The sequence below is a fragment of the Rhizobium sp. FKY42 genome, from assembly GCF_005222835.1.
In the GTDB taxonomy this organism is placed as follows: Bacteria; Pseudomonadota; Alphaproteobacteria; order Rhizobiales; family Rhizobiaceae; genus Neorhizobium.
The window spans coordinates 265702-280023 of the sequence record NZ_STGA01000044.1; the positions used below are offsets into that span (position 1 = coordinate 265702).

The 14322-nt window shown below is 58.7% G+C and carries 12 protein-coding genes; 8 read left to right on the top strand and 4 right to left on the bottom strand.

Going from position 1 to position 14322, the window contains the following annotated elements:
- Nucleotides 1-7: 7 nt before the first annotated feature.
- From fosX to E8M78_RS17505, 3 genes are all read right to left on the bottom strand, one after another.
- Entirely contained in the window at nt 8-433 is a 426-nt protein-coding gene (gene fosX, locus E8M78_RS17495; RefSeq protein WP_137136254.1) for a FosX/FosE/FosI family fosfomycin resistance hydrolase, read from the bottom strand.
- 134 nt (nt 434-567) lie between these two features.
- Nucleotides 568-3051 (bottom strand): hypothetical protein, encoded by a 2484-nt coding sequence (locus E8M78_RS17500; protein ID WP_137136255.1) that lies wholly within the window; start codon nt 3049-3051, stop codon nt 568-570.
- A 60-nt stretch (nt 3052-3111) separates the two neighbouring features.
- The gene (locus E8M78_RS17505) at nt 3112-4410 is read right to left on the bottom strand and encodes an adenylosuccinate synthase (protein WP_137136256.1); all 1299 of its coding nucleotides are present in this window, start codon (nt 4408-4410) and stop codon (nt 3112-3114) included.
- A 196-nt stretch (nt 4411-4606) separates the two neighbouring features.
- On the opposite strand from E8M78_RS17505, the gene E8M78_RS17510 reads away from it, so the two are divergent.
- Nucleotides 4607-5494 (top strand): DMT family transporter, encoded by an 888-nt coding sequence (locus E8M78_RS17510; RefSeq protein ID WP_137136257.1) that lies wholly within the window; start codon nt 4607-4609, stop codon nt 5492-5494.
- 113 nt (nt 5495-5607) lie between these two features.
- Nucleotides 5608-6405, top strand: a complete 798-nt coding sequence (locus E8M78_RS17515) for a creatininase family protein (RefSeq protein ID WP_137136258.1) — start codon at nt 5608-5610, stop codon at nt 6403-6405.
- Nucleotides 6406-6638: 233 nt separating this feature from the next.
- Here E8M78_RS17515 and E8M78_RS17525 read toward each other — a convergent pair whose 3' ends face one another.
- Nucleotides 6639-7604 carry a LysR family transcriptional regulator gene (locus E8M78_RS17525; RefSeq protein WP_137136259.1) on the bottom strand — a complete coding sequence of 322 codons (966 nt, stop codon included), beginning with the start codon at nt 7602-7604 and terminating at the stop codon, nt 6639-6641.
- Nucleotides 7605-7798: 194 nt separating this feature from the next.
- Between E8M78_RS17525 and E8M78_RS17530 the strand changes: the two genes are divergently transcribed.
- The 6 genes from E8M78_RS17530 (at nt 7799) to E8M78_RS17560 (ending at nt 14255) form a co-directional block, all read left to right on the top strand.
- On the top strand, nt 7799-8803 hold the full coding sequence (locus E8M78_RS17530; protein WP_246658373.1) for an ABC transporter substrate-binding protein: 1005 nt from the start codon (nt 7799-7801) through the stop codon (nt 8801-8803).
- 75 nt (nt 8804-8878) lie between these two features.
- The gene (locus E8M78_RS17535; RefSeq protein ID WP_137136261.1) at nt 8879-9715 is read left to right on the top strand and encodes an ABC transporter ATP-binding protein; all 837 of its coding nucleotides are present in this window, start codon (nt 8879-8881) and stop codon (nt 9713-9715) included.
- Nucleotides 9715-10533: an ABC transporter permease gene (locus E8M78_RS17540; RefSeq protein ID WP_137136262.1), complete on the top strand. Its 819-nt coding sequence runs from the start codon at nt 9715-9717 to the stop codon at nt 10531-10533. Before E8M78_RS17535 ends, E8M78_RS17540 begins: the two co-directional genes overlap by 1 nt.
- Entirely contained in the window at nt 10533-11840 is a 1308-nt protein-coding gene (locus E8M78_RS17545) for a cytosine deaminase (protein WP_137136263.1), read from the top strand. The genes E8M78_RS17540 and E8M78_RS17545 overlap by 1 nt, the downstream gene beginning before the upstream one ends.
- 5 nt (nt 11841-11845) lie before the next feature.
- Nucleotides 11846-13261, top strand: a complete 1416-nt coding sequence (locus E8M78_RS17550; protein WP_137136264.1) for an FAD-binding oxidoreductase — start codon at nt 11846-11848, stop codon at nt 13259-13261.
- 412 nt (nt 13262-13673) lie between these two features.
- Nucleotides 13674-14255, top strand: coding sequence for an NAD(P)H-dependent oxidoreductase (locus E8M78_RS17560; RefSeq protein ID WP_137136265.1), 582 nt, complete (start codon nt 13674-13676; stop codon nt 14253-14255).
- The last annotated feature ends 67 nt before the right edge of the window (nt 14256-14322 follow it).

Here is a 14322-nt window from a genome sequence, read left to right on the forward strand (position 1 = left end):
TAGATGTCTAGACATCTATCTCAGGAGCGGCATAACGCTTCAGCCGTTCCTCGAGAGTACCGCTGTGCAATTCGAAGAGATGATTGTCGTCGTCGTAGAAATAGATCGACTGACCCTCTCCTTCGACGCGTGATCTCGGATCTTTCAATTCCAGCCCGAGATCTTCTATTGCCTTGAGGCGCTCATCCATGTCCGACGCCTCGATCCGGAAGGCCACATGGTTGTAGCTGCGGTGAGAAAGCCCCTCGCCTTCCATGATCGCGATCCAGACCGCCGAAGGCTCCTCACCAATCAGGAAAAACCGCTCTCGCGACAGCGAGAAGCTCGTCTCGCCGCTATCATAGACCTTCCGACCTTTGAAAACCTGCCTGACGATCTTTTCCATGCGGTCGAGATCGCGAACGACAAAAGTAATGTGGCTCAGCGCTTGCATCCCTGGCTCCAACTCCGGTTGATGAAACCAGCCTGACCGACGGAAAAGGCAGCATGATGTTGGCTTGAATGAAATAGAAAATCCCGGTCACCTTTGGCAACCGGGATCTCGAAAATCCTACTGAATGCGGAAACTTATTGCCCCTGCGGGGCCGCTGCCTGCCAGACGCGGGTGGCTTCGTCGAAAGCCTTGCGCCCGTCATCGCCCTTCTGCATCGTCAAAAGCGCGCGACGACCATTGCTGTAGATGAGAGGAACATCGATCCAGTCTCTGCTTCTGATCAGGTCGAGGTTACGCGCACGCGCATCCGGAAAGTCGTTCAGGGCGATCATGTGGAAGTCCGGCGTGATCTTGGCTGGTACCGCCACCAGCGGATCGCCGCGATCCTGCTCCGTCTGTTTCATGGAAATCCGCTGGACGCTATCGATCGAGCCTCCCTCGAAGTTCGGCGGCAGCGAGAAGACGAACTCCACAAGATGGCTTGCCGGAAGCGAAGGATCCGTATTGCGCTTGAACGTGACAAGCGCCGTGAGGCCCCGTCCCGGAATGCTGATGCGTCCCTGGACAGCGGGCTCGGTCTTGCCATTCTCGACGGCTTCCTTCTGCAACGACCAGGAGACAGAACCTTCAACCGCGGTCGGTGAAGACTGCCCGACCCGCTCCTCATAAAGGAAGATCTTGTTGCCAGCGACAGCAACCGTATTGGCGGGCGGACTGGATGGCGGAACGCCGGGCGCTGTTGCACCGGCTGCAGCGCCTGGTGTGGACGCACCATTAGCGGGTGCGGCATTGCCAGCGGGCGGCTGGGTTGCAGCGGCTGGCGGCGAAACCTGCGCGACGGACTGATTGCCCGCCGCACCGGCTGGACCGCCAGAACCGGTATCCTTCTCGGTGCCATCCGGCATCAGGCGCTGGGTGAACTTTTGCGGCTCGCCGGGTTTGCCCGAAGCGGGAGATTGCGTCGCCGGCGTCGTGGCCGCCGCTTGTTTCGCAGGCGGTGTCTGGGTCGCAGGTGTCCCCGTCTGTGCGGGCTGGCCCGCCGGCTGCGATGTCTGCTGAACTGCAGGTGTGGCACTGTCAGCACCACCGATCAGACCACTCAGCGCATCTCTATTGAGCCAGATTGCATAGCCACCGCCTGCAAGAATCGCCAGACCAACCACGCCGAGCAAAATGCCGACATAATTGCGCTTGGGCTTTGGCGCGACCCGGTAAGGACGCGCAACCGGTTGAGCCATGAGCTCTTCCAGTTCCTGATTTTCAGCCAGTTGGTCCCTTGGTTTGACATCGGACGTTGTCGCTGCCCGTGCTGCTGCAATGCCCGCAGCACCGGCGGCAACGCCCGTGGCAGCCGCAGCGGCCTTGGTCTTGTCATAGCCGATCAGTTCTTCGAGATCGTTCCAGGGATCAGCCTCGGCAGGTTCAGGCTTTGCCGTTGCCACAGGCTCCGGCTTGGCACTGATGAACTCGGCGAAAGGATCATGCGGCTCGAGTTCCGGCCCTCTGGATTGCGATGGGGCGGGGTCCAGATCCGGAAAATCGGAAACCGGCGGCATACGCGCGTCCGTCGCCACATGGGTCGGCTCTTCGAAATGGGCAGAGAAAAGCTCGGCGGCAGCGGCGTCGTCAAAGGTTTTGGCAGACGGCTCGGCATCCCTGTAATCGGCCTCGTCTGCCCAGGCGTGCTCTTCCATAGGCCGGGTTGCACGCACTGGAACCTCGTCCGGCGTCCAATCGACAACGGGCTCAGGCTGACTGTACCCCCCCACGACCGGCGCCGTGGACGGCGCATCGGGCCAGGCGGGTGCGACACTGACCGGCCGTTCCGGCACCGGTGCCTCATACGCATCGACAGGCGCATCGGCTTCCGGTGTTTCATCTGGATGCTTGGTTTCGGTTTCCGGCTGCATCCAGGCATTGCGATCGATCACGGCTTCGTCCGTAGTGATAGACGCCTGATCGAAATGGCCGTGATGCACAGCAGGAATGGGACGCTCAGTCTCGACGTCGTCCTCATCGGCGAAGGGATCATTGGAACTTGTTTGTGGCTCCGCTTCCACGGAGACCAGCGCGTCCTCAGAATGATCCGGCTGATAGGGTTCTGAGGAAGTGTCTGCGACCGGCTGGTTCACCCATTCCGGCTCAACCTGGCTGGCATAGTGCCCTTCAGAGACATCATAGGGCTGAACCGGAAGAGGTTCCGGCTCGGCCTGCTGATGATCGTCGCCATAGGCGGGGTCCGCTTCGCGCTCGCCCTGCGGCTGATGAAATGCCTCAGTCTGAGCTTCCTCGGCAGCAGCGGCCTCGGAAGGCTCCTCATAGGCCTGCACTGGCTCCGCAGGAGCTTCGGTAATGAGCTCATCCGGTTGTGCAGCAGCCAAAGATGCGTCGTCATCGGGCGGCGCGGCCTCCCGATGTTCAGCTTCGACATCCCGGATGGCAGCTTCCAGCTTCTCCATCTGTCGACGCAGCATGTCTTCCGAGGGCTGCGGCTTCATGCTTTCCAGCTGTCGCTGAACGGCACCGCGCGCCTTCTCGTAAACCCGGATGCGCATCTCGGGCGTATTGTTCGCCAAGCCATCCACGGCTCGGCGAATAACTGCTACAAAATCAGCCATTGATACTTTCTCTTGCTCACCAGCATTCACGCCGAGTGAAAAGGCAGATAGCGCTGAAGATTAATCTTCAAACGGATCGGTCACAAGTATTGTGTCGTCCCGCTCCGGACTGGTTGACAGAAGTGCGACCGGCGCACCGATCAGCTCTTCCACCTGACGAACATATTTGATGGCCTGAGCCGGAAGATCCGCCCATCTGCGCGCACCAACCGTCGACTCTTTCCAGCCTTCCAGCGTTATATAGATTGGCTCCACACGGGCCTGGGCTGCCTGTGCCGCCGGCAGATAATCGATCTCCTGACCATCGAGCTTGTAGCCGACGCAGATCTTCAATTCATCCAGACCGTCCAGCACATCCAGCTTGGTCAGCGCGATGCCAGTAATACCGTTCGTGGCGACCGACTGGCGCACAAGCGCCGCATCGAACCAGCCACAGCGACGCTTACGCCCGGTAACTGTGCCAAATTCATGACCACGCTCGCCCAGGAACTGCCCGACTTCATCGTGAAGCTCTGTCGGGAACGGCCCTTCACCGACGCGCGTTGTGTAAGCCTTGGTGATCCCGAGGATGTAGCCAAGCGATCCCGGACCCATGCCGGAACCCGCAGCCGCCTGCCCTGCAACCGTATTGGAAGAGGTCACGAAGGGATAGGTGCCGTGATCGATATCGAGCAGCGACCCTTGGGCACCTTCGAACAGAATACGCGAACCCTTGCGGCGCTCCTTGTCCAGCAGACGCCAGACCGAATCCATGAAAGGAAGCACGCGCTCTGCAATCGAAGTCAGTTCTTCCATGATGGCGGAATGTTCGACTTCCGGCGCACCGAAACCACGGCGCAGCGCATTGTGATGCGTGAGGATGCGGTCGACCTTGGCGTCCAGCGCATCGAGATCGGCGAGATCCATCACACGGATGGCACGGCGACCGACCTTGTCTTCATAGGCCGGACCAATGCCGCGGCGGGTGGTGCCGATCTTCGTGCCGCTGTTGGAGGCCGCATCTTCGCGCATGCCGTCCAGTTCACGGTGAATGGAAAGAATAAGCGTTGCGTTCTCGGCAATGCGCAGGTTCTCCGGGGTCACTTCGACGCCCTGATCCTTGAGGCGGCCCATTTCCGCGATCAGCGCATGCGGATCAACGACAACGCCATTACCAATGACAGCCATCTTGCCCGGACGCACGACGCCCGAAGGCAGCAGTGAAAGTTTATAGCTGACACCGTCGATGACGAGCGTATGCCCGGCATTGTGGCCGCCCTGGAAGCGCACGACGATATCTGCACGTTCGGAAAGCCAGTCGACAATCTTGCCCTTGCCTTCGTCACCCCATTGCGAACCGATTACCACGACATTCGTCATTTCTGAGCTTTCCTGCTGTGCCGCGGGCCTTTCACCCGCTCAAACCGGCGCATCTATACTGCGTCATTTATCGGAAAGCGACCCGTTTATGCGTTGATAGACCGTTTTTGCGTGACATATCACAAACTGAAAGGCTATCTCCCCTGCCAGAGGAGCGGGCAATCGCGCATTGTTCGCATCTATTCGGGAGCGCGAATTGCATATCAGGGCCTATTTCTTCCTCACAGTCGCAGCACTCTGTTGGGGAGGCAATGCTGTCGTTGGCAAGCTTGCCATTGGTCATGTAAGCCCGATGATGCTGACCTTGTGGCGCTGGATATTTGCCTGCGCCATCATATTCGCGATCTCAATTCCGCAGTTGAAAAAGGATTGGCCGGTTGCCCGCCAGCATCTGCCGCTTCTGTTTACGCTGGGCGCCATTGGCTATACGCTCTTCAACGTGCTCCTGTACTCTGCTGTACACTATACGACTGCCATCAATGCAACGATCGAACAGGCGGCCATTCCCTTTCTGATCTTCCTGGCCAACCTGATTCTCTTTCGGATTCGCATCTCCGTTGCCCAGGTGCTGGGTTTTTCGCTGACACTTGTCGGCGTTGCCCTGACGGCATCGCACGGCGATATGAAAAGCCTGCTGGCTCTGGAAATGAATTTTGGCGACGTGCTGATGCTGGGCGCAATCGTTGGCTACGCAGCCTATACGATCCTGCTCCGCTGGCGCCCGCCCATCGACTGGCGCACGCTAATGGCCATACCAGCGCTTGCTGCCCTCATCTGCACCATTCCGCTGGTCGGTTGGGAAATTTCACGCGGCACGGCGATCTGGCCGGATGCATCGGGCTGGCTGGCTGTGCTTTACACGGCCCTCTTCGCCTCACTCGTCGCGCAGATCTTTTACGTGCAGGGCGTTGTACAGATCGGCGCAAACAGGGCCGGTCTATTCATCAATCTGGTGCCGGTCTTCGGCACCCTTCTCTCCGTCATCATTCTGGGTGAGGAACTTGCAGCCTTTCACGTAATTGCCTTGGTACTCGCCTTGAGCGGCATCGCGATTGCAGAACGCTGGAAACCGAAGCAAACCTGACAAACAAGGTATCAGCGCACACAAAAAAGCATCAAGCCGCGCGGAATTTGGCGCTTTTCGTGCGCGGTGCCTTTGGCTTAAGCCATGGCTATTCGGATACGAGGAGCCGCGCCATGGCCAAGCCATTTTACTGGAATGAGTTGAACACCCGCGACTTCGCAAAGCTAGATGCGGAAAAGACAATCGCGATCCTGCCGCTTGCTTCAACCGAACAGCACGGACCTCACCTGCCCATCGCCACCGATGTCGCCATCGCCAACGGCATGCTGGCAGAACTGAAGCGCCAACGCCCTGACGATCTCGATATTCTCGTTCTACCCACGCAGGAAATCGGCAAGGCCAACGAGCATATCTATGGCCCCGGCACACTGTCCTACGGCGCGGATCTGCTGATCCCCATGTGGACGGCGATCGGTGAAAAGGTTTCGCAAGCTGGCGTGAAGAAGCTGGTCATGGTCAATTCGCATGGCGGCAATCTGGACATCATGAGCATCGTCTCGCGCGAGATGCGCGTGCGCTTCGGCATGGCGGCGGTTGCCACCCAATGGGGCCGCTTCGGCCACCCGGAAGGTATGATCAGCGCGCACGAACAGGCTTTCGGCATCCATGGCGGTGATGTGGAAACCTCGCTGATGCTCTACTTCCGTCCGGAGCTGGTGCGCATGGAGCACGCCCAGAACTTCGAGTCGAAAGCCGAATGGATGAAGAGCCAGTCACGCTTCCTTCAGCCGCTGCCGCCCCACGCACTGGCCTGGATCGCCCATGATCTGAACCCGCATGGCGTGGTGGGCAACGCCGCCAATGGCACCGCCGAGAAGGGCGAAGCCATTTGCAAACATCAGGTGGCGGGCTTCATCGAGCTGCTGCGGGATCTCGAAAAATACCCGCTCTCCAACCTCTACAAGCCATGAATCGGGTTTGCAAAACACAGCTCTTATCTTTGATTACCCCCCCTCTGCCCTGCCGGGCATCTCCCCCTCAAGGGGGGAGATCGGCAAGAAGCACAAACTCCGCCCCATTGCCCAGCAGAACTTGCCTCATCCTCTAAGTGTTAGCGATGATTGAAAGGACGCCACGATTCGATCTCCCCCCTTGAGGGGGAGATGTCCGGCAGGACAGAGGGGGGTAGAACAGATTTGCATTCTCAATCCCGCTGGGTCAGCGCGCTGCTGCCCTGTTTCGGTACATGGCCCTTGGCCTCAAGGTCGGCGACGATCTGCGTCAACTCGGCCAGCAGAAACTCGATGAACAGGCTGGTTGCCGTATCCAGCGTGGCGCGTGAACGGGCAAACAGCTTCATCGGCTGGTGACGGCGATAGCTTTCCGTGAGCGGTCTGAACACAAGCTCGCCGCGCTTGCACTCCATGATCACATCGAGCGGGTTGAGGAATGTCAGTCCTACGCCCTTCTTCACCAGATACCGCAGGGTTTCAGGCCCTGCCGATTCCACCACCGGCTCCACAGGTACGGGCAGCGGTGCCAGAATGAGATTGATCATATTGCGCAGGCTCATGCCCGGCTGCGCCAGCACCAGCGGCTCCTGCACCACCTTGGCCAGATCGATCGGCCCTGTCTCCTTCGCCAGCCGATGATCCGGCGGCAATACAACGCCAATCGGAATATCGAAACTGGCAAGTGTTCTGAGCCCAGGAATCGCGGGAATGTTAAAGCCAATGCCGATGTCCACCTCGCCTGAGAGAACCGGATTGGCCGTGGTGGTTGCACCATCAATCGCCAGCTGAATGCGCATGCGCGGATGGCCCTCGATGAACTTCGCCACGATTTCCGGCAGGGGTCCCGCCGCAAGGCCGACGGTCGAGATCAGCGAAACGCGTCCGGCCTGCGGCATCTTCAAACCGCGCACGCGCGTTTCCAGCTTGTCATAGGCCTTCAACACATCGCGAATATGTTCGATGCACAATTCACCGGCAGCCGTGAGTTTCAGGCCGCGTGGCAGGCGCTCGAAAATCGGCACGCCAAGCTCCTCCTCCAGCGCCAGAATCTGGCGGTTGATGGCGGAAGAGGCCACATTCAAGTGAGCTGCAGCCTTTCGGATGGACCCGCAACGGGCAATTTCATCAATGTATTGGAGCTTTCGTGAATGTAACATGGCTTCAACCCGCTGCTTAAGCTTTCATCACCGACCCGCACTTGGGCAAACATTTGGCGAGCGATGCCGGAAAGGCATCAATCCGAGCGAATTTTGATGCTTTTCAAAGCGCAATTGCAATGGCTGAAATGCAGAAAAGGAAGCCGTTAACGGTTGACCTCACCAAAAAAGGGAACAGACGGATGGATCAGCACATGATGTCGAAGACAGGCCTTGCCGCACTGGCCATGGGATTGATGCTGGCGGGCACGGGCCCCGCGCTTGCTCTGGATGAAGTTTCCTACGGCACCAACTGGCTGGCGCAGGCAGAGCACGGCGGTTTCTATCAGGCCGTTGCCGATGGCACCTATGAAAAGCACGGCCTCAAGGTAAAGATCATCCAGGGCGGGCCTAACGCTGCCAACCGCTCGCTGCTGATTGCAGGCAAGGTGGATTTCTACATGGGCGGTCCGCTGGGCGACATGGATGCCGTGAAGGAAGGTATTCCGATGATCTCGGTTGCCTCGATCTTCCAGAAGGACCCGCAGGTTCTGCTGGCCCATCCCAATGCAGGCGTGGAGAAATTTGAGGATCTCGCCAAGCTCGACACCATCTTCATGGGCAAGGATGGCTACGTCACCTACTTCGAATGGATGAAGAAGAACTTCAAGGGCTTCAAGGAAGAGCAGTACAAGCCCTATACCTTCAACCCCGCGCCCTTTATCGCCGACAAGAAATCCGCCCAGCAAGGCTATCTGACCTCGGAACCCTACGAGATCGAGAAGCAGGCCGGCTGGGCACCGAAGGTGTTTCTGCTGGCCGATGCTGGCTATAGCCCCTATTCCACCATGATTACCACCACTCAAGGCATGATCGACAAGAAGCCGGACGTGGTGCAGCGCTTCGTCGATGCCTCCATCGAAGGCTGGTACAATTACATCTACGGCGACAACAAAAAGGCCAACGAACTGATCAAGAAGGACAATCCGGAAATGACGGATGGCCAGATCGCCTATTCCATCAAGAAGATGAAGGAATACGGCATTCTGGAATCCGGCGAGGCTTTGACAAAGGGCATCGGCTGCATGACGGATGCCCGCTATAAGCAGTTCTTTGATGAGATGGTGCAGATCGGCGCTCTGCCTAAGGATCTGGATTACAAGAAAGCCTACAGCACCAAGTTCGTCTGCAAGGGCGTTGGCATGGCGCTGAAGAAGTAAGACGTACGGGATCGCATTTCCCCTTCGCCTGCCCGGCAGGCGAAGGAACTCCATGCCAACCGATCGCGTGACGGAATGACAGATTTACAATCGCCTGAAGCCTCGCCACCCAGCACCTCCGCGAAGCGCCCGCTCGTGGTGATGACGAATGTGTCAAAGAGCTTCTCCAGCGGTACGCTGGCGCTATCGGACATGTCGCTGACCGTCGCAGGCGGCGAGTTCGTCAGCCTGCTCGGCCCCTCCGGCTGCGGCAAATCCACCGCGCTGCGCATCATTTCCGGCCTTGGCGATGTGACGACCGGAACCATCGACTGGCCAAGTTCCCGCATCAACGCCAAGGGCCTGCCAGAGGGCGACATATCGTTCGTGTTTCAGGAACCGACACTGATGCCCTGGCAGACGGTTTTCGGCAATGTCTATCTGCCGCTGCGCCTGAAGGGTGTTTCCAAAGTTCAGGCGAGTGATGAAATCATGGCGGCGCTCGAAACCGTTGGCCTCAAGGATTTCGCGAAGGCCTATCCGCGGGAACTGTCCGGCGGCATGAAAATGCGTGTCTCCATTGCCCGCGCACTGGTGACCAAGCCGAAGCTTCTGCTGATGGATGAGCCCTTTGCAGCTCTCGATGAAATCACCCGCCAGAAGCTGAATGATGATGTGCTGCGGCTCTGGCGTGATACAGGCATCACCGTCGTTTTCGTGACCCATTCTGTCTTCGAAAGCGCCTATCTCTCCAACCGCATCGTGGTGATGAAGGCCCGGCCGGGCCGCGTGCATGCGGATTTCCCACTGGTAACCAGCCATGAACGCGGTCCGCTCTACCGCACATCGGAAGACTATCGCGCCGCCTGCGAGAAAGTCTCGGCCTCGCTTCTCGAAGCAATGGGACCGGGTGCCGCCATGGAGATGCACTGATGAACGCCGCGTCACCCTCCCTCACCCGCCAGCATCGCGAAACAGTTCTCCGCGTCTTGATCCCCGTCGGCGTCGTCGTGGCCTTGATCCTCATCTGGCACCTGACGGTGACGATTTCAGGCGTGCCGCAATATATTCTGCCAAGCCCGGGCGCCGTGGCCGGGGCCATGGTGAAAGATTGGGGCACGCTCGCCCCGGCGCTCTGGGTCACGACGCAGATCACCATGGCGGCACTCGCGCTGGCGCTGATCGGCGGCGTGGGGATCGCCGTCTTTCTCATCCAGTCGAAATGGATCGAGACGGCCTTCTACCCCATCGCGGTCATCCTGCAGGTCACGCCGATCGTGGCGATTGCACCGCTGATCCTGATCTATGCACCGACGACACAGGTTGCACTGCTCATCTGCGCCTTTCTTGTCGCCTTCTTTCCCATTCTCTCCAACATGGTGCAGGGATTGAAGAGCGTCGATCATAACCTCTTGAACCTGTTCGATCTTTACGGCGCATCGCGCTGGCAGACGCTGATCTATCTGAAGCTCCCGGCATCGCTTCCTTACTTTATGACCGGCCTTCGCATCGGCGGCGGGTTGTCGCTGATTGCCGCCGTGGTGGCGGAATTTGCAGCCGGTTCCGCCGGTGCCGGTTCCGGCCTCGCCTTCCGCCTGCTGGAAGCACAATATCGCCTCAACATTCCACGCCTGTTCGCGGCACTGATCCTCTTGTCCATCCTTGGCGTTGTGATCTTCGGTGTCACCTCTTTCATCGCCTGGCTCAGTCTTCACCGCTGGCATGAAAGCAGCCTGAAAAGAGAAAACTGATGAGCTTCTGCGAACTGCCCGACGCCACCCATTTCGTGCTGGCCAATGCCACACTGCCCGCCGTAACCGTGGAAGGCTTCTCCGGCCCCGCCCGCGAAGGGCTTGTGACTGCCGATCTGGTGATCGGCGATGGCAAGGTGGAAAGCGTGCTTTCCCCCGGCACAGCACCTGCCGCTTTGCCAAGCCTGGACATGCGCGATGGCATGGTCTGGCCCTGCCTGGTGGACATGCACACGCATCTGGACAAGGGCCACATCTGGGAGCGTCGCCGCAACCCGGATGGTTCGTTCATGGGCGCGCTCGAAAACGTGGGCGCGGACCGCGCTGCCAACTGGTCCGCCGAGGATGTGCGCGCTCGCATGGAGTTCTCACTAAAGACGGCCTATGCCCACGGCACGAAACTGATCCGCACGCATCTGGACAGCATTCCGCCGCAGCACGGAATTTCCTTCGAAGTCTTTTCGGAACTGAAGGAAGACTGGAAAGACAGGATTGCCCTGCAAGCCGTGGCGCTGCTGCCGCTGGAATCCGTACTCGACGAGAAGATTTTCGGCGATATCGTTGCTGTCACCAAACGCCATGGCGGTTTGCTGGGTGGGGCCACTCGTATTCTGCCGGATTTCGAAAAGATCCTTGAAACCCTGTTCCGGGCGGCGGCCGACAATGGTCTCGATATCGACCTGCATGTGGACGAGACGGAGGACAAACAGGTTCTGACGCTGAAGACCATCGCCGAGATAAAGCTGAAAACGGGCTTTGAAGGCGCTGTCACCGTCGGCCATTGCTGCTCGCTGGCGCGTCAGGATGATGATCTTGCCAAGCAAACGATAGACCTCGTCGCGAAGGCCGGACTTTCGGTCGTCTCGCTGCCCATGTGCAACATGTATCTGCAGGACCGCCATGCAGGCAGAACCCCGCGCTGGCGGGGCGTGACGCTGTTTCATGAACTGGCGGCAGCGGGCGTGAAGACCGCTGTTGCCTCCGACAATACCCGAGACCCGTTTTATGCCTATGGCGATCTGGATGGCGTGGAAGTGTTCCGCGAAGCCGTGCGCATTCTCCACCTCGATCACCCGCTGGATACCGCTGCGCGCGTGGTGACCACCACCCCCGCCGATATTCTGGGCCGTCCCGATATTGGCCGCATCAAAGCTGGAGCACCGGCAGACCTCATTCTGTTCAGCGCGCGTCGCTGGAGCGAATTCCTATCCCGTCCGCAGGCGGACCGCATTGTTATGCGGAATGGCATGGGCATCGACCGCCGCCTGCCGGATTATCGTGACCTTGACCCAATCCTGATGAAGTGAGCGCCATGGCCGATTACGCAAAGATCAAGCAGGAACTGGAAGGCATCGCGGTAGAAGACAATCCCGCTCTGGTGCGCCAGAAAAGCCGCGATTTCTACTGGTACTCACCCATTCTGAAAGAAGAACTGGACAGCGTGACGGGTGATCTGGTGGTTTCCCCCACCACGGAAGAAGAGGTCATCCGCACGCTGAAAGTGGCCTTTGCCCATGGCGTGCCGGTAACGCCACGCGGTGCAGGAACCGGCAATTATGGCCAGGCCATGCCGCTGTCGGGCGGCATTGTTCTCAACCTCATCAACATGAACAAGGTGAAGGAGATTCACCCCGGTCGCGTGATCTGCGAACCCGGCATCATCATTGCAGAACTGGATCGACAGACGAAAGCGCATTCCGGGCAGGAGCTTCGCTTCCACCCCTCGACAGCGCAAACGGCCACCATTGGCGGCTTCATCGCGGGCGGTTCCGGCGGTGTCGGCTCCATCCACTGGGGAGGCTTACGCGATCTCGGCAATATCCTGCGCCTTCGCGTCGTGACCATGGAGGCAGAACCGCGCGTGCTGGAACTGACCGCCTGGGACCTGCAAAAGGTCAGCCACGCCTATGGCACCAACGGCATCATCACCGAAGTGGAGATGCCGCTCGCACCGGCCTATGACTGGGTGGATGTGCTCGTCGGCTATGACGATTTCATGGATGCCGTGCGCTTTGCCGATACGCTTGCCCACAAGAACGGGCTGCTGCTGAAGGAAATTGCCCCTATCGCGGCACCGATCCCCTACGATTACTTTCCGCGCCACAAGCCCTTCATCCGCCATCGCGGCCAGTCCATCGTCGTGGTGATGATTGCGCCGCATGCCATTGATGCCTTTACGGCCCTCACACAGCGCATGAAGGGCGAAATCCTTTTCCGCTCTGACAAGGTGGAAAGCATGAAGGGCATTCCGCATGCCTATGAGCTTGGCTGGAACCACACGACGCTGCGCGCTCTGAAGGTTGATCCGAGCTTTACTTATCTGCAGGTGCAGTATCCAAGTCCCGACCATGTGGCGAAAGTCGGCAAGATGGTGGAGATCTTCGGTGATGAAGTTCCGGGCCATCTGGAATTCATCAAATTCGATGGCAACATCCAGTGTGCCGGTCTGCCTCTGGTGCGCTACACCACGAAGGAACGGCTGGAAGAAATCATCAGGATCCACGAGGATCATGGCTGCCCGATCTTCAACCCGCATCGCTACACGCTGGAAGAAGGCGGCATGAAGCAGACCGATGAGGTGCAGCTTGCCTTCAAGAAGGAGACCGATCCGAAGGGCCTGCTGAACCCCGGCAAGATGATTGCCTGGGAAAACCCGGATTTCGATTTCAAGGCGGGCAAGAACTACCTCTTTCCTGGCCTTCAAGCATTCGCTGAAGCGGGGGAGTAGGACCTACACGAACGTTCGAGCATTCACCCCCCTCTGCCCTGCCGGGCATCTCCCCCTCAAGGGGGAGATCGGCAAGGAGCGATGGCTCGTCCACCTTGCCAACTGTCTTTGCCGCGCCCAACCAGCCTGACGGAGAGCGGTCGGGAGCCGCAAATCGATCTCCCCCGCTTCAAGGGGGAGATGTCCGGCAGGACAGAGGGGGGCATTTACAAAGGAACTCGAAACCCAAAATATCTATCCGCCACCACAACACCATTCCGAAGGTACTCCCGGCCGGAGCAGATCCGGTTCATGCAAAATGGCGGTTTCAATGCCTCGGCTGGGCGGCGAGGCAGGGAGCCGCTGGGACAAACGGCGCGGAAGTTTTTGATCTGGCCTGCGGCAGCAAGCCAAGCATTGGAGCTTTTTTGATATGCGCGTACTCGTTCTGCACTCTCACCCTGTCGAAGAAAGTTTCGGCAAATCCCTGTTTCGCCTGACCTGCGACAGCCTGACAAAGGCCGGACATGAGGTGGACGCTTGCGATCTCTATGCGGAAGGGTTCGATCCGGTACTGAGTGCCGAAGGCCGGCGCATCTACCACGACTATCCGCAAAACATGACAGGGCTTGAGACCTATGTGGAACGTTTGCTGAAGGCGGAGGGTCTCGTCATCTGCACACCCATCTGGAACTTCGGTTTTCCGGCCATGCTGAAAGGCTATTTTGACCGTGTCTGGCTGCCGGGTGTTTCCTTCGATCTGAAGGACGGAAAACTGATCCCGACGCTGCGCCATATTCGCAAACTTTCCGCCGTCGTGACCTATGGCGCCACACCCATGCGTGCCTTTTTGGCGGGCAACCCGCCAAAGAAAATCATCACTCGGGTCATGCGTGTGCAAATCAAGCCGGGAGCCCCCGTTTCCTACCTTGCGCATTACGACATGAACAACTGCACGGATGAAACCCGCGCCGCCTTCATGGCAAAGGTCAAGGCGCATATGGAAACCTTCTGAACACGAGTTCGGGAGAACTTAATCCGTAAAGGTTTAGTTAAATTTTCGCTGTCATGGTTTTCTCATC